The organism is Treponema sp. Marseille-Q4130, assembly GCF_014334325.1.
In the GTDB taxonomy this organism is placed as follows: Bacteria; Spirochaetota; Spirochaetia; order Treponematales; family Treponemataceae; genus Treponema_D.
In genome coordinates this window covers 366,574-387,590 of record NZ_JACSET010000002.1, presented here as the reverse complement: position 1 = coordinate 387,590, position 21,017 = coordinate 366,574, and the positions used below count along the sequence as shown (strand labels likewise).

Genomic DNA, 21,017 nt, shown 5'->3' with positions numbered 1-21,017 from the left:
AGACCGCGTTTCGATAAAACGCAAGGGGCTTCACATGCGAAACGGCGGTTTTATATGTGAAGCGGTATTTTTTGTGCGAGTGTGCAGAGAATACCGCTTTTGTTTTTTACAGAATGTCTTTTCGAAATTTCACCGGTGCTATTTTCCTTGACAGGTCGTTTTTCGGGATGTATACTTAACAAATCAACTATGACTATACATCGAAAGCGATTTGAAATTTGGACAATCATATCGGTCGGGCTTTTTCTCGCGTTTTTGATTTTTTTTATCTATCCGATCGGGATGCTGCTTCGTCAGGCATTTACGACATCGCAAAAATCATATACGTTTGATAATTTTATTAAATTTTTCAGTAAGCCGTTCTATTACAATACTATTTTAAATAGCTTTAAAGTATCGGTTGCCGCCGCATTGGTATCGCTTGTCATCGGCATCGTGTTTGCATATTTTTATTCGTTTTATCGGCTGAAGGGCGCGCGATTCCTTGCCGTTGCAAGCGTTTTGTGCTGTATGTCGGCGCCGTTTATCGGTGCGTATTCATGGATTTTGCTCATGGGCAGATCCGGCGCGATAACACTTTTATTAAAAAATATCGGTATCAATACGGGGAATATCTACGGCTTCGGCGGAATCCTGCTTGTGCAGGCGACAAAATTATATCCTCTCGTTTTTATCTATATGAACGGTATGTTCGGTTCCATCGATAACAGTTTAATGGAAGCCTCATCCAACTTGGGCTGCACGGGTATCAGACGCTTTTTTTTAATCGTACTCAGCCTTTCCATGCCGACAATTCTTGCGGCCGCCCTGCTTGTTTTCATGCGCGCCTTTGCCGATTTCGGAACTCCGCTTTTAATCGGCGAAGGATATCGAACATTCACTGTAGAAATTTATAAACAATTTTTAAGCGAAACGGGCGCGGACTACGGTTTTGCCTCTGCAATCAGCGTCATTGCAATCGTTTTGACTGCGATAATTTTTTGGCTGCAAAAATATGCCACAAAGAAATTCAGTTTTACGATGAATGCGCTTCATCCTGTGGAAAAAAAGAGTGTATACGGAATAGGCAGCATACTCATGCACTTCTATTGCTACGGCGTTGTTGCGATTTCATTGCTGCCGCAGTTGTATATCATTTACATTTCTTTCAGAAAAACGAAGCTCGGAGTATTTCAAAATGGTTATTCGCTCGAAAGCTACAGGCTTGCCATAACACGGCTTTTGTTTCGGGCGATCAAAAACACGACGCTTGTCGGCGTCATTGCACTCGCTGTAATCATTTTGTTCGCCGTTTTAATTTCATATCTTGTCGTACGGCGCCCCAATCCGTTCAATCATTTGATCGATACCGTTTCGATGCTGCCGTATATCATGCCCGGTTCAGTCATAGCGATCGCATTAGTTATCGGTTTCGGGCGGAAGCCGATCGTACTTACGGGCACTCTTACCATTATGATAATCGCCGTTATTATAAGACGGCTGCCGTATACAACGCGGTCGGCTACGGCGACACTCGTGCAAATATCGATGAGTATCGAAGAAGCGGCGCTCAGCTTGGGTTCATCCAAAATGAATACGTTTTTCAAAATCACCGTTCCTATGATGTCAAGCGGTATCGTTTCTGGTGCTATTTTAAGCTGGGTTTCGATTGTGACGGAAGTGTCGAGCGCAGCGATATTATACAATAATCGTTCCATAACGCTTACTGTCGGCACGTATGCGGCGGTTTCCCGCGGAAATGTAGGCGAAGGAGCCGCTTTTGCAGCCGTTACGACGATGCTTACCGCGCTTTCTTTGCTCGTATATATCAAAATTAATAAAAATGAAAATTTTGATATTTAATAATTATTAATATCTGTATAACGGATACAAGGAGTAAAAGATGAAGAAAAGCATCGGTGTTTTTTGTATTGTACTGTCCGCTTTCATATTGTCGGTGGGCTGTAAAAAAAAGGATGTCGTATCGGAAGGTGCGGGATTAACGGGAACGGTTGTTGCATATAGTACGCAAACCGACACGGATCATGAGGTATTTTTAAATATTTTTAAAAAATATTATCCGAATGCTTCCGTAGAATTTATCAGCGGTTCGCTCGGAGAGCTTGTTGCGCGCGTCGATGCGGAAAAAGCGAATCCGCAAGCGGACATTATTTTGGGCGGACTGTTTCAAACGGACGGCGACCAGTATTTTCATCTCCTGCAGCCCTATACGCCCAAATACGCTTCCGAATGTGCTGCGGAATCGAACGGTTATTATACATATTTTGCATACCAATACGTGTGTTTGCTGAAAAATACGCAGGTACTTAAAGAACTCGGTGTCGATGTAAACGGATATGCCGATTTGCTCCAGCCACAGCTGAAAGGAAAAATCATTCAAGCCGATCCGTCCGCATCTTCATCGGCATGGCGGCAGCTTCAGACCATGTTGTATGTAATGGGAGACAGTTTCGGCGATGAAAAAGCGTGGAATTTTCAGCGTAAACTTATGCAGAATTGTTCCGGCGTTATTACCACAAGTTCTTCGGCCTGTTATCGAAACGTGTATAACGGAGAATACGCCGTCGGTCTTTCTTACGATAACGCATGTATTTCGCTTAAGATGAACGGCGCCGACAATGTGGAAATATGCTGGCCGAAAGAAGGCAATACCGTGGTTGTCGGAGGCGCGGGAATGGTAAAGAATTGTCCGCATCCCGAACTCGCGAAAGTATTCCTCGATATTTTATCGAGCGCGGAATATCAGCTTGCCCGAGAAAAGGCCGCAGGTTCACGCGGTCCCAATAAAACCTATCATTACGATGAAAGTTATTTTCCGAAAGATATCGACGACAGCGTTGTCCCGATGGACGTCGCAATGCTTGCAAAGCGCAAGACCGAGCTGCTCGATAAGTGGACGGATATGTGGGCGGATGTAAATAAATAACACAATATGTTTTTGCGCAGCCGTATGGTTCCGTCGTTTGGGTATCATGCGGTTGCACATTTTTTTACATACCTTTATCGACATATTGACTAATTCCCGTATTTTCCGATAAAATAATCGACACGCGTAATGTAAAACGGTTTTACAGAATCTCCGTTTCGTGTGCCGCCGTTTTATGCGCATTATTTTAATAATTAGGAGTGTTGCCATGTACGCACTTATCGAATATAAGGGCAAACAGTATAAAGCGGAAAAGGGTGCCGTTTTAACGGTCGATAAATTGAGCGAAGAAAAAGGCGCAACCGTCGAACTCGATTCCGTTTTGCTCGTAAGCGACGGCGATAAAATCAGCGTCGGCGCTCCCTATGTTGCGGGCGCTAAAGTCAAAGTCGAAGTCGGGGAAACTTTCCGTGACAAAAAAGTGCTTGTGTTCAAATACAAAGCGAAAAAGGATTACCACAGGCTTATCGGGCACCGACAGGCGTATACGAAAGTTACCGTAACGGAGATTATCGGCGCGTAATGATTTCCGTGCTGCTCACCTGCGGCAAAGACGGAGTGCTCGTATCGTGCAGGGCGCTGGGACACGCGCGTTTTGCCGAGAGGGGAAGCGACATCGTCTGCAGCGCCGTTACGGTTTTGCTGCGCACGACGATGCAGGCGCTTTCCGAAACGGAGGGCGTCTTTGTCAGGCTTGACGCTTCGGAGCGGGGGAGCTTGGATTTCGATGTGAGCGCGGAAAGCGCGCCGGCGGAATCACGGGCGGCGCTCGTATATGCCGGGCGATTTTTGGAAGCGGGACTCGCTTCTCTTGCGCGGGAATATCCGCACAACGTAGAATTGAAGATACAAACTGATTAAACGAGGTATACTATGGGAAGATCGAGAGGCGGCAGCGGCGCCAAAAACGGACGCGATTCCAATCCTAAAAATTTAGGCGTAAAGCGATACGGCGGAGAAGCGGTTACGGCCGGTTCCATACTTGTCAAACAGCGCGGAACGAAATTTTTTCCGGGCAGCAATGTAAAGCGCGCAGGCGACGACAGCCTGTATGCGACGGCGGACGGCAAAGTCGTCTACCACGAACGGATGAACAGAAAATATATTTCCGTTGCTCCGGCAAACGCGTAAAATTTTGTTTGACACTATGATGATACCCGGTTCAGCACAGCCTGCGCCGGGTATTTTCGTTTAGGGTAATTTTAAATGAAAATAGCAGGGCAACTGCACTGGAAATGTATACACAGAAAAGAAGCGTATACTTACATAAGAAAAGGCGGAACGCGAGGCAGCGGAACTGCCGCCGAGCCGCTCAGACCGATGGCAAGCAAACTTTTTGCGAAAAAAGTTTGTGCAGTCCGATTCCGATTACGGTCTGCCGCGGCGAACGCAGGGCTGCTGCCGGGAGTGCAGCCGATTTTTTATGTTACACCTTATTTTTTAGAGATTATAGTTTTCCAGTGCAGTTGCCCGGATATAAACAAGAGAACAGTATGGCACAATTTGCAGATGAAGCGGTGATCGAAGTCCGCTCGGGAAAAGGCGGAAACGGCTGCATCGCGTTTCGCAGAGAAAAATACATTCCGCGAGGGGGGCCGAACGGAGGAGACGGCGGCAAGGGGGGCGACGTTGTGTTTTGCGTCAAGCGCAATATGCGTACGCTTGCAAAACTCCGCAATCAAGTCGTCTTTAAAGCGAAAAACGGCGGCGACGGTTCGGGCTGGAACAAATACGGCAAAGACGGAGAAGATGTCGTCATCGCCGTTCCGCCGGGCACGACGATACGGGATGCCGAAACGGACGAACTCATCCACGATTTTACCGACGAAGACGAAAACGAGCGCTTCGTTTTTTTGAGCGGCGGTAAGGGCGGCTGGGGCAACGTTCATTTCAAGTCGTCGACGAATCAGGCGCCGCGTTACGCGCATCCGGGCACTCCCGGAGAAGTGAGGAAGCTCCGCCTCGAGCTTTCGATCATAGCCGATGCGGGACTCGTCGGTTTTCCGAACGCCGGCAAGTCGTCGCTTTTAAATGCGTTTACGAACGCGCGTCCGAAAATTGCGCCCTATCCCTTTACGACGAAAATCCCCAACTTGGGCGTGCTCCGCATCGATGACGATCGCGACATCATCATCGCCGATATACCGGGGATCATCGAAGGCGCGTCCGAAGGCGCGGGGCTCGGATTTAAATTTTTAAAACATATTTCGCGCACGGCCTGCCTCATCTATATGATCGACTGTTCCGACGAAAGCTGTATGGCCGCTTACGCTACGCTGAAAAAAGAACTCGCTTCGTATTCGCCCGAGCTCGCTGCAAAGCCGAAGATGGTGCTGTGCAATAAAATCGACGTGGAAGGAGCTGCCGAGCGCGCGCAAAAAATTATTAAATTGATTCGCGAAGCGGAAAAGGAAACTCCCGTTATCGCGATTTCGGTTACTGCGAATATGAATATGCGGAGCGCAAAGATCGGGATCATCGATATGGTCGATGCCGCTTCGGGCGTAAGGACTGAGGGGCAGGACGGCGAGATTTCTCGCGGAAATGAAGCGTCGTCGTTTCTTTCGACGCGGTCGGTCGACGAAAGTATGGAAACGCAGTATCCGGGGACGGAGCGTTCATGAAAATCGCTTTGCTCGGCGGTGCCTTCAATCCGCTGCACATAGGACACGCCATGCTTGCCGAAACTGCAGTAAAAGAGCTCGGCTTCGACAAAGTGCTCCTCGTCCCGACCTTTATCCCGCCGCACAAACACTTTACGGATGCGGCTTCTGCGAAAGACAGGCTCGGCATGGTGCGCTCGTTTTGCAAAGATTCTCCGCACTTTGCAGCCGAAGCGTGCGAAATCGAGCGAGGCGGGGTGTCATACACTTTCGACACGCTTGAGTATATTATTAAAAAATTCGGCGATTCGATCGAAGGAAAGCCCGCGCTCATCATCGGAGAAGAAAACGCGCGCGAGTTCGAAAAGTGGTATCGCGCATCAGACGTCGCTTCCATGTCCGATATCGTCATTGCGCGGAGGCGGGACGGAGAAAACGGAGAAGCGATCAAAGCCTTTCAAAATACGCCTCTGGGAAATTATACCGGCGGATTTGACGGAGTAGGGGAGTCCCTGCCTTTTCCGTTTCCGCACAGGCTTCTCGACAATCCTCGGCTTGCGCTTTCTTCGACCGAAATCCGCTCCCGCATCGGTTCGGGAAAAAGCTGGCGTTACCTTGTTCCCGAAAGCGTTTTTCGATATATTATACGGAAACGGCTTTATGGATACGGAAGATTTTAACGGCAGCTCCGCGCTCATCGCCCGCGTCAAAGACTATGCAAAAGCGGTTTTAACAAAAGAGCGTTACGAACATTTGGTGCGCGTTGCCGAAACCGCTTTCCGGCTTTGCAAAAAATACGGATTGGACGCGTCGCGCGGCTATCTTGCGGCCATCGCGCATGATATGTGCAAAGACATGAGCGACGAAAAGATCGCGGCACTCGCCCGTGAGGACGGAAAAGCGATTACGCCTCTTGAAGCGCAAAAGCTTTCGCTGCTCCACGGACGCGCGGCAGCTGTTATGCTCAGGGTCGATTTTGGCGTAACGGATAACGACATACTGCAGGCGGTCGCGGTTCACACGTTCGGAGAAGAGGGCATGTGCTCTCTTTCGAAAGTCGTCTATGTTGCGGATAAAATCGAACCCGGCCGTCCGCAGATGACAAAAGCGTATTCGGCTTCTCTCGAAAGTCTTTCGCTTGACGAACTCGTAGAAAAAGTGCTCGCCGACGGGATCGCGTATTTGAAAAAAAAGGGATGCGCCGTTGCACCCGAATCGGAAAGACTTTTGCGTTCGTTGAATTGCCGATAAATTATTAAGGAGTTCTTGGGATAATATGCATATCCGTGACGAACAAAAAGGCATACTGTTTTTGATCCTCATATTCGCCATCATCGCGGGCGTTTCCGTTTTTATCGCCCTGTCACTCCGTACCGACACGGTCGGCAAAAGTCTCGAAAACGATCAAGTGATCCGCACGCTCTATGTGCTCGACGACGGAAACGGAAATGCGCTTATGACGGAAGTCGTCATCTATTATCCGGTTTCGAAAAAAGCGGCCGTCGTCAATATCCCGTACAATGTCGGCGGCATTTACCGCGTGCTCGAAGGCGTCGAAGGCACGCAGGGACGTACCGACGGCATCGCGGTCATCTATCGCGAAAAGGGGATAGCCGCTTATCTCCGGCAAATCGAAAACCTGCTCGGAACGTCGATACCTTTTTATTCGATCGTAAAGCTCGACCATTTTATCACGCTGACCGATATGATGGGCGGTTTGCGCGTTTTTATTTCCGCCCCGGTCGACTCTCTTTCCGCCGACGGTGAGCGCTGGCTTTTGCCGTCCGGAGCGGTAACACTCGACGGCGATAAGGTTTCGACTTATCTCCGTTACCGCTTGAGCGAAGAGACGGACGCCGACGTATACGAGCGCTATCAAAACGTTATGATAGCCTATTTTACGCAGCTCGGTGAAAACAAAGCGATGATACTCGCCAAAAAAAATATTAATAAATTTTTGCCGCTCTTTTCGTCGAATCTCGATGCGAAAGATTTTGCGACGCACATGTCGCTCCTTGCGGAGATGAACACGGAATATATCATCAGGCAAAACGTGACGGGAAGGGTGAGTACCGTCGACGGCAAACAGCTCGTTTTTCCGCTCAACGGAGGCGACTTTATCAAACAGGCGGTCGCTCAGTCCACGAATATGCTCATCTCTACCGGCAATACGATGACGAGCCGCATCTACGTGCTTGAAATTCAAAACGGCACGACGGTGCAGGGGCTTGCGCACAATACGGCGATTTTGTTTCAAAACGCGAGCTACGATATTTTAAGTACGCTGAATGCCGACAGGAACGATTACGAAAAGACGGTGATCATCGATCACATCGGTAACAGGGAAATTGCGAAAATGGTCGGCGATTTTATCCGCTGCACGAATATTCAGGAAGAGGAAGTCAGGAGCGACACTGCGAACGAATCGGTTGCGAGCGTCGACTTTACGATTATTTTGGGAAAAGATTTTGACGGACGCTATGTACGCCCGTCCGCGAATTGATACAAGGATTGCAGTTATGAAAACTACGGAAGAAAAAGCGAAAGAACTCGCGCGGCTTATGGAAGACGGCAAAGGAAAAGACGTCTCGCTTATCGATGTTTCGGAGCTGAACAGCTGGACGGATTATTTTATCATCGTTACGGTTACGAGTTCGGCGCACAAAGAAGGTTTGTATAAACAGGCATGCGATTATGCGAAGGAAAACGAACTCGAACTTTACCGTACGCGCAGAAAACAGAGCGACGGTGACGACTGGCAGCTTACGGATTTCGGAGATATCGTCGTACACTTGATGTCGAGCGAAGCAAGGAATTTTTACGATTTGGAAAAACTGTGGCACGCCGGCCGCCGTGTAGAATTTAACGATTAACGCACGGTAGTGCTGCGAGTTTCGGAGGAAATGCAGAGCAGAAAAAGGCTTTGCGTGCGACAGGGATTGGAGAGGCGGCGGAGCCGTTCCGAAGGAATGGAGCCGGACGGCGGAACCTCGGAAAGCCCGGTTTTTGCGGTTTGCCGCAAAAAGTCGCCCTGAAATAAAAAATAATAATTAATAAAAACCCGTGCCGAAAAGCGAGCCTGTCGGAAATTTTCGAAAAATGAAAGCGCGCCGATCGGATTTTAAAAGGCGATATCAATAAGTGTCGTCGTCGAAGTCGTCGTCATCCGACAGCTCTTCATCGTCATCGCGTAAGCTGCCGTACCCGTCTTCTTCTTCGTAGTCGTCGTAGGGTTCGTCTATGTCGTCTTCTTCTTCAAGAGGATCGTCTTCGAAAAAGTCGGCGTCTTCGTCGAATTCGTCGAGCTCTTCGTCTCCGTCGTCGCTGCCGAAATCGTCCTCGGCATCAAAATCGTCATCATCGTATTCGTCATCGTATGAAAAGAATTCTTCGGCGGACATACCAACTCCCATAAAAACTTTTGTAGCCTGTATTGTGCATCACTCTCAAACCTCTTTTACTGTAAATGACCTGTGCAATCGTGTCAATAGAGTTTGACACGGCGGATTAAAATCTGTATAATTGGTTCGAGATATGATAACGGAAGTCTGTGTAACCGCTCCGGCAAAGATCAACATCGGTTTGCATGTTTTGCCGGGATGCGTAAACGGATTTCATAGGATCGAAAGCATTTTTCAAACGGTGACGCTTTTCGACACTTTGGTCGTGTGCTCATCGGAAAAAAACGGCTGTGTCGTCGATTGTGAAGGTATGGAACTTCCGAGCGACAATACGATTTCGTTGTCATATACTGCGTTCCGTTCCGTTACCGGGATCGATGATTTCGGTGTACGTGTTGAGCTGAAAAAACGAATCCCGTCCGGAGGCGGATTGGGAGGCGGATCATCCGATGCGGCTGCTTGCATACGGGCTTTCGAAAGGTTAAGCGGTATAACGCTTTCCGTTCGGCAGCTCGAAGCGATAGCTTCTCGGATCGGCAGCGATGTGTTCTTTTTTTTATTGTGCGGTGCGGAGGGATGTGCAGTCGTAACGGGTCGCGGCGAAATCGTAAAGCCGATTCGCGCCAGAAGCGATCTGTGTATACTGCTTGTTTTTCCCGGTGTGCACAGCTCTACAAAGGAAGCCTACGCGCTTATCGACGAGAGTTTTGCGGCGGGAAAGATAGCGCCATGCCCGGCTTATGCGGATTTAGAGACTGTGTACACGACTCCGGTTTCAGGCTGGAGTTTTGTAAACAGTTTTACTCCGTCATTAGTAAGTCGGTTTCCGGAAATCGGCTTTGCGCTGGACGACCTTCGTCGGGTCGGCGCTTCGTATGCCGAAATGTCCGGATCCGGTTCTACGGTTTACGGGATTTTTTCTTCCGAAGAGGAAGCGGAAAATGCCCGCTCTGTGCTGGCTTCAAGCTGGAAAGGATGTATTGCGGTGCGTCCTTTTCAGAGCACATAAGATCGTTTGAATGAGCGGAGGAACGTATGCAGATTACGGAATTGCGCATTCGGAAAGTGGAAGGCGAGGGTAAATTACGCGCCTATGTAACGGTCACTTTTGATAACTGCTTTGTTGTGCATAATGTGAAGATCATCGAAGGGAAAAACGGCTTGTTTATCGCCATGCCGAGCAGGAAAACTGCAAGCGGCGAATATAAAGACGTTGCGCATCCCATCAGTCCCGATTTCAGGGCTGAGCTCCAGAAAAAGATTCTGGACGAATACAACGCCGGCCACGTTGAAGAAGCGGGCTCCGGCGACGACGCTCCGTTCTCTTCCGTAGACGGCAGCCTGTAAAACAGTTTTTTAATGGGACGTCGGCAAGCGGTAAGCCCCCGGCTTTTGGTGCCGGTATTCCACAGGTTCGAATCCTGTCGTCCCAGCGAATATCGGAAAAACAGCGGATTCCGAAAAGCTTCTGCTGTTTTTTTAATGTAAGGAGTCCTAGGATATGGATCAGTTGGTTATTAATGCGAAAGTTCGCACGACGACGGGGAAAACCGCGGCGAAAAAATTGCGTGCTCAAGGTCGCCTTCCTGCGGTCATGTACGATGCGAAAGGCAAGTCGACGATGCTCGAAATCGATGAAGTTGAGTTCAATAAAGTGTGGCGTTCGATTACGCCGACGACGCTCATCTCGTTGAAAATAGACGGACAGGAAGCGCACGACGCTTTTATCAAAGATACGGAATACGCCATCCTCAAGGATAGAGTGCTTCATGCCGATTTTTTTGAACCCGATGCGGATGAAAAGCTTATCGCAAAATTCAAGCTTTCGTATACGGGAACTCCCGCGGGCGTTTTGAAGGGCGGCTATATGCTCAAGCATTTGCCGGAAATCACCGTACAGGCGGTGCCGCACAAGATGCCGCAGACGGTTACGGCCGACGTATCTTCTCTCAACATCGGTGACACGTTCCGCGTAAAAGATTTGAAATTGAACGAAGGCGTGACCGTTCTGACCGACGAAAACGCATCCCTCGTGAGCATCACTCCCGCCCGCTGAGCGCGCGGCGAAAAAGTACGCGGCTGTCTCTTGCGGGGCGGCCGTTTTTGTTTTAAAATACGAAGCGCATGAAAAGCGATATTGCTTCGGACGATGATTTTATCGACGATTTTATAGAGCGGGTGCGCGTCTCTTTGTGCTCGTGTACGGGCTGCGCGTTCGGCGGCGCATCGCCTGAAGCTCGGGCGGTTTTGCATGAAGCGGGCACGTCGAGGGCAGGGGGCGCATTCGATGCGGCATCATCTCAGGACGCTCCGATTTCGCTCGGAGCTGCGGTATCGGGCGGAGCGGATTCGGTCGCTATGTTCGTTTCTCTTGCCCGTATCGCGCGCGAAAAAAATATCGCGCTTCACGTCATTACGGTAAATCACAATATCAGAGACGAAAAAGAAAGCGAAGGGGACGCGCTCTACGTACAGTCGTTGTGCGCCGATTTTTTGAAGGAAGGCTTTCCCGTCGACTGCACGTGCAAAACCTTTTTGCCGGGCGAAGTGTTCGGCGAAGCGGAAAAGCGCAGGAAGGGTTTGGAAGAAGCCGCACGTCATCTTCGCTATAAAGCGTTCGAAGAATTCGCGCGAGAAAAAAAAACCGCCTTTATCGCGCTTGCGCACACCGAAGACGATCAGCTTGAAACCCTCCTCATGCGTTTTTTCGAAGGGGGAGGCGCGGACGGAGCGGGCGGCATAAAAAAAACGCGCGGTATGTTTATTCGCCCCCTGCTCGGCATTTCGCGGCGGGAGATTGAACGGTTTTTAACGTTGCAGCGTATTCCGTGGCGTGTCGACGGCACGAACGGCGATACGTCGTATTTCAGAAATAAAATCAGATGTCGTCTCGTTCCCGTTCTCGACGCCCTTATTCCCGGATGGAAAAGCGCCGTTTTAACCGGAGCGAAAAAAGCGCGAGACGACGACGAAGCGCTTACCGCGCTCGCCGATGCTTTTCCATGGAGCGAAAACGGAGACGGTATGCGTATGCCGCTTTCGGTTTTTTCTTCCGCGCCCCGTGCGATTCAAAGGCGGCTTTTATACCGCGCTTTTAATAAAATCGGAATTGAAGTGCGCGTGCCCTATCGCTTTGTCGAGCGCATCTGTAACGCAGCCGCCTCTTCCGGCGTTTTTTCGGAAGAGGCGGCGGGTCTTTTCGTTGAAATAGAGCGCGAATCGATTTCCGTAAAAAAAGCGCAAAAGGACGCGACCGACACGGGATTTTCTGCTATAATACGGAAAGCGGGCACGTATGAGATGCCTTTCGGTTTGCTCTGCGTCGTGCAAAAAGACGATGTACGAGGTCGATGTGCCCGAAAAAACGCGTCCGTTTTTTGCAAGGGGCAAGCGGGAAAATCCTCCGTGCTGTGCATTTCGCTTCCGTTTTGCATACGGAGCAGACAGACAGGCGACGCTGTTGCAACGGCTTCAGGCGGTGAAAAATCCGTATCCGATATCCTCTCGGATTGGAAAGTTTTTCCTCGCGACAGAGAGCGCATCCCGATCGTGCAGGAACTTGCAACTGCCGGACAAAAGATCGTGTGTATATGGGGAAGCGTATTTGGTATGCGCGATTGGATCGTAAACGATATCGAGGTTTGAACTATGAAAAAGACGGCGCTTGCCGCAGTGTTTGCATCGATTGTTTTTATTAATTTTACCGCATCGCTTTTTGCCGAAGATAAGGCGCTTGCCGCGGCGAACAGAAAAACCGCCGTCAGATTTTTAAAACTCGCCGAAGATTGTTTTGCCGACTCCGCGTGGGATGCCGCTCTTGCTCAGGCGAAGATGGGGCTTGCATACGATGACAATGTCGCCGACCTGCATTATATCGAAGCGGCCGTTCTTGCCAAGCTCGGACATCCTCGCGCGGAAATCCTCCCGCTTGCAGAAAGGGCGCTTACCGAAGGAGTGTGGACGGGCTATAACCGTGACGGAGCTCGGCTTTTGTACGCGGATTTATTGTGCGATACGGGCTCATACGAAAAAGCCGTCAGCGTGCTCGATGAGCCTTCATTTATCTATTCCGCGGACGCCGAGTATGTGCGCCTAAAAGCGTATTACCGCATGAGAAGTGCGGATACGATCGATAAAGCGCGGAGCATAGTGAACGGTGCGCGTAAAATCTATCCGAACGATACGCGTTTTCCGCTTTTGTTTTTCCGCTATGAATACGCGATGAAGGGCGACGATGTTCCGCTCATCGTTCAGTCGATAGCCGATTCGCTCATCGCCCGCATGGGGCGCCGGAACCGTACCGATGCGGAGCTTGAAATCTATGCGTGCCTCTTTGCATCGGGCGACGCACAAAAGCGTATGCTCCAAGCCTTCGCGGCGGCAGGCATGAGACATCCGCTCTACGCCCGCGCGGCTTTATCTGCGGGTCTTATATCGCAGGAGGAAGCCGTTTCGTATTTTTTTAATTTCGCCGATAAAACGATTTCTCTCCGCATACTTTCAGACTTTGCAAGTGCCCTCACCGAAGAAAACGCAAAGCGCATCTTCGTCGAACACATCGTATCTTACGGCGGCGTACTCACAGTCGACACGGACGGCGATTTGGAAGCGAACCTTACCGTCCGCTATGAGCGCGGGAGACCCGCATCGATCTCATACGACAAAAACAACGACGGCGTCGATGAGTGGAGCGCCCTGTGCGATTTCGGCGCTCCCGTGTCGCTTTCGATGCGGAATTGCAAAATCGAATACGGAAATTATCCGTCCGTTTTAAAAGCCGAGTTTACCGAACAGGATTCGCAAAATCATACATCGTCATTCGATTTTGCCGACGGCGCTCTTTTGTGGTCGCCCTTTTCGATGGATGTTCTTCGCGAGTTCAAAGACGATTTCGGACTCGATTTTTTTGTTCCCGTCGTAAAAAACGATGTGCCGCTGTCCGACAGCTCATCGCTTTTACTCGCCGCGTCGAAGTATGACGTGCCGTCGACCGAGCGGGAAGGGGCGACTATCTCATTCAGCGTGCTCGACGGAAAAATGCAGACGGCCGATTATTATGCGGGCGGTAAAGCGTATGCGAGAGCGGTCTTTGAAAACGGTTTTCCGAAAACGCGTTCCGTCGACAACGACGGCGACGGTGTTTTTGAAACCGTCGAAGTTTTCGGAAGAGATACCGAAAACGCGATGCACCTTTCTTCTGAAGAGCGTCTTCGCGTTTCGAAAAACATACTCGGCTCTCCGAAAGACGAAGGCGTCTATATCAAAGCGATCCGAATCGACAGAGACGGAGACGCTTCCGCGGATTTTATCGAAGAATACGCAGCCGACGGTGCGAAAACCGTTTCGTGGGATACCGACGGTGACGGTTTATGGGACGTGCGCTACGAGCGTATGGCGCAAAATGCCGGAAAAGCGACGGTTGAAAAGGCTTCGTTTTATCTCTTTCCCGAAAGACGTCTCGTCGTTGTCGGAAGCGAAAACGGTGTGCCGGTAAAAGTCGTTTCGGGCGGTGCCCCTTATGATGTCCGAAAAGGGAAACGCGCTTCTTTGTATTGGATAGGAGAAGCCGGAACGGCCGAAGACGAAGCGCGTGCCGTCTCCGCGCTTGCATCCGTTTCCGAAGAGGGAAAAGTGGCACCCGTTCAAGGTGCTTCGCGCCTTATGCTTGCAGTCCGTATCGGAGGCGTGACCTATGCCGCCCTCGTGCCGGATGTTCCGAAAGCGGCTCAGACTTCTCAAACGGCGGACGAAACGGGAAATGCGGGAGCCGTAAGCGAAGTGCAAAACGGAGTGCGGGGTAATTGAGGTTTTCATGCATGAAATAAAATTAATAAAATATATTTTTATCGTCGTCGCTTTATCGTTTGCGCTTTTGTCGTGTAAATCGCTCGGCGAGCCGAAATCGGTTTATGAGCGCTTAAACTACACGGAAAAAGACGTGTACGAAAACGAAAAAAAACGCATCGCCGATCTTGTTAAAACGGAGCCGGTAAACGCGCTGTGGCATGCCGAGCTTCTCGGAGATGCCGATACGATTTCTCTGTGCCGGACGACGGTCGCTCAAAAATACGACGAAGCGATAGAATCAAAAGACTATCTGTCCGCTTTGAAATATTACCGCTCGCTTTCCGCAGTCGGTGCGGCATCCGTTTTGCGCGGCAGCATGAGCGAAGGCGAATTGAGCGAATTGTGCGCATCCGGCGTTCCCGGTCTTTCGGTCGATGAGAGCTGCCTTCCGAAAACGATCTCCGACTGCATCGATGCCACGGTGACGGTGTGGATCGATCGCGGCATATCGATCAAAGACGGAGCGGGATACGCCGACCGCGTTATCGGTTCGGGTTTTTTTATCTCCAAAAACGGCTATATCGTGACGAACCATCACGTCATCGAAGACACGGTAAATCCGAAAAACGAAAAGTATTCGCGCCTTTACATCAAGCTCGCTTCCGATCCCGACACGCGTATTCCAGCGAAAGTCGTCGGCTACGATGCGGTGCTCGACCTGGCGCTGCTGAAAGCGGAAGTGGATGCGCCCTTCGTTCTTGCCCTCGGTTCAAGCGCCGAATTGGGAATCGGCGACAGAGTGTCCGCGATCGGCACTCCGCTCGGACTCGGCGGCACGCTTACGCAGGGCATCGTGTCGAACGTCGAGCGAAAGCTCTTTACGACGGGAAGCGTCTTTCAAATAGACGCTGCGGTGAACTCGGGGAATTCCGGCGGTCCCCTCATAGACTCTCAAATGCGCGTGCAGGCGATCGTGTTCGCGGGTATCGTGCAGTACCAGGGCTTGAACTTTGCGATTCCCGTCGAATATCTGCGGCAGGATTTGCCGATGCTCTTCCGCGGCGGAAAACGCGAACATCCGTGGATGTGCGCGTACGGGCACACGAAAAAGACGAACGACGGAAAACAGAATATCGGGCTTGAAGTGCAATACCTTATGCCCGGCGGCAGCATGTACCGTGCGGAATTCGCTGTAGGGGACGTCCTTACGTCTGCCGGCGGAAAAACGGTCGATTCGATCGAAGCGATGCAGGATATCCTCCGCTCTCACATCCCCGACACGATCGTAAAATGCACGTACGTGCGCGGAGATGCTTCGGGCGAAAAATACGTTTATCTTGCGCCGCGTCCCGACAACCCGGGCTACGAAATATACAAAAGCGATTTGATTTCGGGTTCATTCGTTCCGATTTTCGGCATGAAGCTCGCTTCTTCTTCGACCGTAAATCATCGCTCGTATACCGTCGTCGACGTGCTCAAAGGCGGCATCGCCGACGAATCGGGTTTTTCGGAAAACGATCCGGTGAGCGTTTCGCGCGTCGTATTTGCGGACGATAACGATGCCGTGCACGTTTCGTTGTATACGCGCAGAAGGAAAAAAGGTTTTCTCGACATCGCGATGGGATTAACGGCTCCTCTCGACAGTCCTTATTATTTTTAACAATTTCGGAAGTGCTATGGATTTAAAGTACAAACGCAATTTTTGCATTACGGCTCACATCGACCACGGAAAGTCGACGCTTTCCGACCGCCTCATTCAAAAGGGAAAAATCATCGACGAGCGGAAGATGAAAGACCAGCTCCTCGATACGATGGATATCGAACGGGAGAGAGGCATTACGATAAAAAGCCAAGCGGTGACGATTCCGTATACGGCAAAAGACGGCGTCGATTACGAACTCAATTTCGTCGATACGCCCGGCCATGTCGATTTTTCCTATGAAGTCTCCCGCGCCATCGCTTCGTGCGAAGGCGCCCTGCTGTTGATCGATGCGACGCAGGGTGTCGAATCGCAGACGGTGAGCAATATGTATATGGCGGTCGAACACGATCTCGTGATCATTCCGGTTATCAATAAAATCGATTTGGCGTCGGCCGACGTCGAAGGAACGAAAGCGCAGATCACCAAAGAGCTCGGTCTCGACGGAGATGAAGCCGTCCTCGTGTCGGCAAAGACCGGCGTCGGAGTCGATGAACTTATGGAAGCGATTGTCGCCCGTCTTCCGCCGCCCAAGGGATCGCCCGACGGAAAACTCTGCGCGCTTATCTTCGATTGCAATTACAACGAATACCGCGGCGTCGTCGTCCACGTGCGCATCATCGACGGAAAGGTAAAAAAAGACGACGTGATCCGCATGATGGCGGGTTCCGCCGATTACAAAGTCGAACAGGTCGGCATATTTAAAATCGATTTTGAAGAAACCGACTGCCTCGAAGCGGGCGACGTCGGCTATATCATCGCGGGGATAAAAACCGTAAGCGACGTGCGCGTCGGAGACACGATCACGAATGCGGCCGATCCCGTCGAAAAAGCGATGCCCGGTTTTAAAGACGTAAAGCCCGTCGTCTACTCTTCCATCTATCCGATGGATTCGAACGAATACGAAGAGTTGAAAAACGCGCTCGAAAAATTAAAGCTCAACGATGCGAGTTTGATTTACGAAAAGGATAATTCGCTTGCGCTCGGAAACGGTTTCCGCTGCGGTTTTTTGGGGCTGCTGCATCTCGAAGTCGTACAGGAGCGGCTCGAACGCGATTACGATCAGTCGGTTATCTTTACCGCCCCTTCGGTGCGCTACAAACTCGTTTTGACCGACGGCAAAGAGACCTATATCGATAATCCGTCGGAGTATCCTTCAGGCCGCATCAGAGAAGCCGAAGAGCCGTACATCAAAGCGTCGATCATCACGCCTTCTCTGTATCTCGGCTCTCTCATGGAACTGTGCAAACAAAAACGGGGCGAGCAGACGAATATGATGTATCTCGATGAAAAGAGAGTCGAGCTCGTCTACGAAATGCCGCTTGCCGAAGTGCTCTTCGATTTTTACGACAAACTCAAAAGCTACAGCCGCGGCTACGCTTCTTTCGATTACGAACTCATCGGCTACCGGCCGACAAAGCTTGCCAAAGTCGATTTTTTGGTAAACGGCAAACCCGTCGATGCGCTTTCCCAGCTGACCTTTGAAGGAAACGCAACCGAGCGTGCGCGGAGCGTATGCGAACGACTCAAAGGCGAGATAAGCCGCGAACAGTTTAAGATCGCGATCCAAGGCGCCATCGGCGGACAGATCATCGCGCGGGAAACGGTGAGCCCCGTCCGTAAAGACGTACTCGCAAAGTGTTACGGCGGCGACATCACGCGGAAGCGTAAGCTCCTCGAAAAACAAAAAGAAGGAAAAAAGCGCATGAAGATGGTCGGAAACGTTGCGATCCCGCAGTCGGCCTTCCTCGCCGTTCTCAAAGAAGGTGAAGAAAAATAATTGGGCGAATGGCGATTTGAGAAGAATCCAAATGCCGCTTCATTTTCAGACTTTGATAAGACGTATATAATTTATTGACAATACGTATTACACGTATTATGATTATAAACGTGAAAGACAAAGACTTTTTAAAATTATTATTAAAAGACGGCCGGGAATTAGTGTCGGTGAAAGGCAGCCATCATAAAATCACGAAAAACGGAAAAATCGAAATAATTTCCGTGCACGGCAAAGATATGAAAACCGGCCTTTTAGCGGCTATTCTGAAACGAACCGAACTGGAGGCAAAAAAATGAAAGTTATATATCCTGCAATTTTTCATAGTGAAGACGGCGGTTTCAGGGTTGAGTTTCCCGATTTGCCCGGATGTTCTACGCAGGGCGATACGGAAGCCGAAACGTATGCAAACGCGGTTGAAGCGATGGAGCTTTTTTTACAAGACGATTATACGGTCGATACCTTGCCTAAGGCGTCTGCCGCAAATAAAATTAAAACGGATAAAAAAAGTTTTGTGTCTTTTGTATGCGGCGAATTTAAAGTAAATGAAAAGGCAATAAAAAAGACATTGACAATTCCGGCATGGCTTAATATTCAGGCGGAAAAAGCGGGAGTCAATTTTAGTAAAACATTACAAGACGCATTGTGTGAAAAATTAAATCTTGTAATATAATGCAGCTTTCTACATCGCCTGATGTAGGACGATGATAACGCGCGTATTTTCGGCTTCGGGCATTGCTGTCGGAAGTACAGTATCCGCACTATTTTAATTTTTTCCCAAAATCGATTTTCCGACTGCAATGTCTTTAATAAAAAAATCGATCTCCGCTCTGACGCGTTTTAAAAATGATACGGTAAGCGATGATGTAAGTCCGTCGGGAAAATGCAGATACAGGTATTCGCGGGAGGCGAGCAGTTTTTCGATTTCAGCGCTGCGTTCGGCTTCGCTCATATTCTGCCCCGACGATAAAATATTTTTCAAGCGCGCAAGCGCTCTCTCTTCTTCTTCGTAAAAATTCAGAATGTCGCGCGCTTTTGTTTCGTCGAACGCCGCCTCTTCGGCAAACGTTTTTTCTTTTTCCGAACCAATTTTTTTTTCGGCAGTCTTTCGAGCGCTGCCAAGCGTCGCATTCGCTTTTGCTGCAAGTGTTTGCCCGCCTCTCGACGACGGCTTTTCGTCTGTACTTTTTCGGTTGCCGTGCGTTTCCGTACCGGCCGTATTACCGCTTTCCCGAATCAATTCGTCCGCATCCTTTTTCGGGATTCCCAAGTCGATGCCCGTCGTTCCCGCATCGAAGAGATTCGGCGATTCGGAAAAATAAGCGCGGAAGGTTTGGGCGTACGAGAAGAGGGCTGGGGAAGTAAAAAACAGGGTACCGTCTTTTCCGATAATTTTTTGCATGAAGGAAGCGAATGCCGCATCGTAATTTGCCGCAGGCGCGGTTTTGAAACTCGATGCAAGGCTCGACGTATGAGCTTCCGCTCCGCGCGCGTGCGTCGTACCTGCGCGGTATGAAAAATCGAGCCCCGTAACGAAGACGGGAACGCGATCGGTTTTTCGAAGCATAAGCGCTATCTTTGTCGCGGTGAGTCCCACCGAGCCGAGGGGCGGCATAACGGGAGGGATAATGTTCTTTGCGGCAAGAGAATCGAAAAAGACCGTGTCGTCATAGTACGGCGAAAAATAGCAGATATCGGCGCCGCACAGGTCGAAAAGTTTCGGCCACGACGTAATGCCTGCAAATACGCGAAAGCGCTTTCCGTTTGCGCCTAAAAAAAACGGTGCGATGACGGACTGCGCTTCTTCGCACACGACGGCGTCCGGCTCGATGCCGAGACGGAAAAGCGGGGCAAGGGCGGCATCGGCTGCGACGATATAAAACGCGTTTTGCACGTTTCGAATGCTTCGGGCGATTTTTTCCATGCTTTCGCCCGCACCGAAAACGATGATCGGTTTTTCGACCGACTGTATAAGGCGCTCGATCGGGACTGAGCGGGGAAGGCGTGCGATGTTTCGAAAAAGATTTCGCGAAAAGCGGCGTCCGAATTTGATGAGCGTAACGCGATTTTTCCAAAAACGCGCTACGGCATTTTCCGCAGCTTCCGTAAGCGCCGCGTAGTGCTGCGGAAAAAACTGCGTACCTGCCGAAAAGTCTATGCGCAAAACGCGGCGGAAGGTTCCTGCAGGGGGAAGAAGCGTTCCGCTTTTCGTTTCGGCGCGGCGCTTTGTGAGCATAAACGGGAGATTCGGCAGTTCGTCTGGCGAAAGCATCGCAAAACGGGCAAGCCCGAGCGGTATGTGTTTTATCGAAAAATCGTACAGAGCCGCGTCGAATTCGCAGCCGAGTACGAAACAGTTTTCGGGAAGCGAGGCGCACAATTCGGCAAGACATAAACACAGGACGGGGGAACAGGCGAGCACGAGGGTGCCGTGCGGGACGGATTGTGCGGAAAGCGCACTCCTCACCGCTTTTTCGGGCGCGTATTTTGAATAGAGGTATCTGCCCTTATACAAAACGGAAATGCCCTTTGCCGTTTGCACGGTACAGGGATTTCCGTGACCGCCTTCGATCACCACTCCTCCGTTTTTTATTAACATTCTGCTCAAATTTATTATATCGCATTTTAAAGCTGCCTCTAAAACTGCAGTTTCCAGAGGCTTCCTATGATATTTTTTATTTTAGAGCGGACATCGTATTTATGCAAGCGTACGCATCGGCATGAGTGCGGCGGCAAGACAAGCTGCTTGATTCGTGCGGAGGGTTTAATACCCCGACGCTTGCGTCGGGGTATGTTGATTAAAATAAAAAAAACGCCGATACTG

21 protein-coding genes and 1 tRNA gene are annotated in these 21,017 nt (G+C 50.2%); 20 read left to right on the top strand and 2 right to left on the bottom strand.

The annotated features are described in order from the left end of the window. The first annotated feature begins 189 nt into the window (after nt 1-189). The 10 genes from H9I36_RS03680 to rsfS all read left to right on the top strand — a co-directional run bounded on the left by H9I36_RS03680 (nt 190) and on the right by rsfS (nt 8,402). Nucleotides 190-1,842 carry an ABC transporter permease gene (locus H9I36_RS03680; protein WP_187384019.1) on the top strand — a complete coding sequence of 551 codons (1,653 nt, stop codon included), beginning with the start codon at nt 190-192 and terminating at the stop codon, nt 1,840-1,842. Nucleotides 1,843-1,882: 40 nt separating this feature from the next. After that, nucleotides 1,883-2,926, top strand: coding sequence for an extracellular solute-binding protein (locus H9I36_RS03675; RefSeq protein ID WP_187384018.1), 1,044 nt, complete (start codon nt 1,883-1,885; stop codon nt 2,924-2,926). Nucleotides 2,927-3,134: 208 nt separating this feature from the next. Next, entirely contained in the window at nt 3,135-3,449 is a 315-nt protein-coding gene (gene rplU, locus H9I36_RS03670) for a 50S ribosomal protein L21 (protein ID WP_187384017.1), read from the top strand. Beyond that, entirely contained in the window at nt 3,449-3,787 is a 339-nt protein-coding gene (locus H9I36_RS03665) for a ribosomal-processing cysteine protease Prp (RefSeq protein ID WP_187384016.1), read from the top strand. The genes rplU and H9I36_RS03665 overlap by 1 nt, the downstream gene beginning before the upstream one ends. Before the next feature lie 12 nt (nt 3,788-3,799). After that, nucleotides 3,800-4,057, top strand: coding sequence for a 50S ribosomal protein L27 (gene rpmA / locus H9I36_RS03660; RefSeq protein WP_180485238.1), 258 nt, complete (start codon nt 3,800-3,802; stop codon nt 4,055-4,057). A 362-nt stretch (nt 4,058-4,419) separates the two neighbouring features. Next, nucleotides 4,420-5,550 carry a GTPase ObgE gene (gene obgE, locus H9I36_RS03655; protein ID WP_187384015.1) on the top strand — a complete coding sequence of 377 codons (1,131 nt, stop codon included), beginning with the start codon at nt 4,420-4,422 and terminating at the stop codon, nt 5,548-5,550. After that, a complete protein-coding gene (nadD, locus tag H9I36_RS03650) occupies nt 5,547-6,209 on the top strand; it encodes a nicotinate (nicotinamide) nucleotide adenylyltransferase (protein ID WP_187384014.1) in 663 nt (220 codons plus the stop codon). Before obgE ends, nadD begins: the two co-directional genes overlap by 4 nt. After that, nucleotides 6,190-6,780, top strand: a complete 591-nt coding sequence (gene yqeK, locus H9I36_RS03645; protein WP_187384013.1) for a bis(5'-nucleosyl)-tetraphosphatase (symmetrical) YqeK — start codon at nt 6,190-6,192, stop codon at nt 6,778-6,780. Before nadD ends, yqeK begins: the two co-directional genes overlap by 20 nt. Before the next feature lie 25 nt (nt 6,781-6,805). Continuing rightward, nucleotides 6,806-8,032, top strand: coding sequence for an LCP family protein (locus H9I36_RS03640; RefSeq protein WP_187384012.1), 1,227 nt, complete (start codon nt 6,806-6,808; stop codon nt 8,030-8,032). Between the two features lie 16 nt (nt 8,033-8,048). Beyond that, on the top strand, nt 8,049-8,402 hold the full coding sequence (rsfS, locus tag H9I36_RS03635) for a ribosome silencing factor (protein WP_187384011.1): 354 nt from the start codon (nt 8,049-8,051) through the stop codon (nt 8,400-8,402). Nucleotides 8,403-8,663: 261 nt separating this feature from the next. Here rsfS and H9I36_RS03630 read toward each other — a convergent pair whose 3' ends face one another. Beyond that, the gene (locus H9I36_RS03630) at nt 8,664-8,942 is read right to left on the bottom strand and encodes a hypothetical protein (RefSeq protein ID WP_255422642.1); all 279 of its coding nucleotides are present in this window, start codon (nt 8,940-8,942) and stop codon (nt 8,664-8,666) included. A 121-nt stretch (nt 8,943-9,063) separates the two neighbouring features. Between H9I36_RS03630 and ispE the strand changes: the two genes are divergently transcribed. The 10 genes from ispE (at nt 9,064) to H9I36_RS03580 (ending at nt 18,866) form a co-directional block, all read left to right on the top strand. Beyond that, entirely contained in the window at nt 9,064-9,939 is an 876-nt protein-coding gene (gene ispE, locus H9I36_RS03625; protein WP_187384010.1) for a 4-(cytidine 5'-diphospho)-2-C-methyl-D-erythritol kinase, read from the top strand. 26 nt (nt 9,940-9,965) lie between these two features. Next, nucleotides 9,966-10,277 (top strand): septation regulator SpoVG, encoded by a 312-nt coding sequence (gene spoVG / locus H9I36_RS03620; RefSeq protein ID WP_187384009.1) that lies wholly within the window; start codon nt 9,966-9,968, stop codon nt 10,275-10,277. A gap of 13 nt (nt 10,278-10,290) precedes the next feature. Next, a tRNA-Gln gene (locus H9I36_RS03615) sits at nt 10,291-10,363 on the top strand. 68 nt (nt 10,364-10,431) lie between these two features. Next, on the top strand, nt 10,432-10,986 hold the full coding sequence (locus H9I36_RS03610) for a 50S ribosomal protein L25 (protein WP_021329190.1): 555 nt from the start codon (nt 10,432-10,434) through the stop codon (nt 10,984-10,986). Between the two features lie 68 nt (nt 10,987-11,054). After that, nucleotides 11,055-12,575 carry a tRNA lysidine(34) synthetase TilS gene (tilS, locus tag H9I36_RS03605; protein ID WP_187384008.1) on the top strand — a complete coding sequence of 507 codons (1,521 nt, stop codon included), beginning with the start codon at nt 11,055-11,057 and terminating at the stop codon, nt 12,573-12,575. 3 nt (nt 12,576-12,578) lie between these two features. Then, on the top strand, nt 12,579-14,735 hold the full coding sequence (locus tag H9I36_RS03600) for a hypothetical protein (RefSeq protein ID WP_187384007.1): 2,157 nt from the start codon (nt 12,579-12,581) through the stop codon (nt 14,733-14,735). A 7-nt stretch (nt 14,736-14,742) separates the two neighbouring features. Beyond that, a complete protein-coding gene (locus H9I36_RS03595) occupies nt 14,743-16,377 on the top strand; it encodes a S1C family serine protease (RefSeq protein WP_187384006.1) in 1,635 nt (544 codons plus the stop codon). Between the two features lie 16 nt (nt 16,378-16,393). Beyond that, nucleotides 16,394-18,196: a translation elongation factor 4 gene (gene lepA, locus H9I36_RS03590; RefSeq protein ID WP_187384005.1), complete on the top strand. Its 1,803-nt coding sequence runs from the start codon at nt 16,394-16,396 to the stop codon at nt 18,194-18,196. 98 nt (nt 18,197-18,294) lie between these two features. Next, nucleotides 18,295-18,492 carry a type II toxin-antitoxin system HicA family toxin gene (locus H9I36_RS03585; RefSeq protein ID WP_222864629.1) on the top strand — a complete coding sequence of 66 codons (198 nt, stop codon included), beginning with the start codon at nt 18,295-18,297 and terminating at the stop codon, nt 18,490-18,492. Further along, complete coding sequence (locus H9I36_RS03580; RefSeq protein ID WP_187384004.1) at nt 18,489-18,866, top strand: type II toxin-antitoxin system HicB family antitoxin; 378 nt, start codon at nt 18,489-18,491, stop codon at nt 18,864-18,866. The genes H9I36_RS03585 and H9I36_RS03580 overlap by 4 nt, the downstream gene beginning before the upstream one ends. Nucleotides 18,867-18,959: 93 nt before the next feature. On the opposite strand, the gene H9I36_RS03575 is transcribed toward H9I36_RS03580, so the two are convergent. Beyond that, nucleotides 18,960-20,792, bottom strand: coding sequence for a 6-hydroxymethylpterin diphosphokinase MptE-like protein (locus H9I36_RS03575; protein WP_187384003.1), 1,833 nt, complete (start codon nt 20,790-20,792; stop codon nt 18,960-18,962). Nucleotides 20,793-21,017 lie beyond the last annotated feature (225 nt).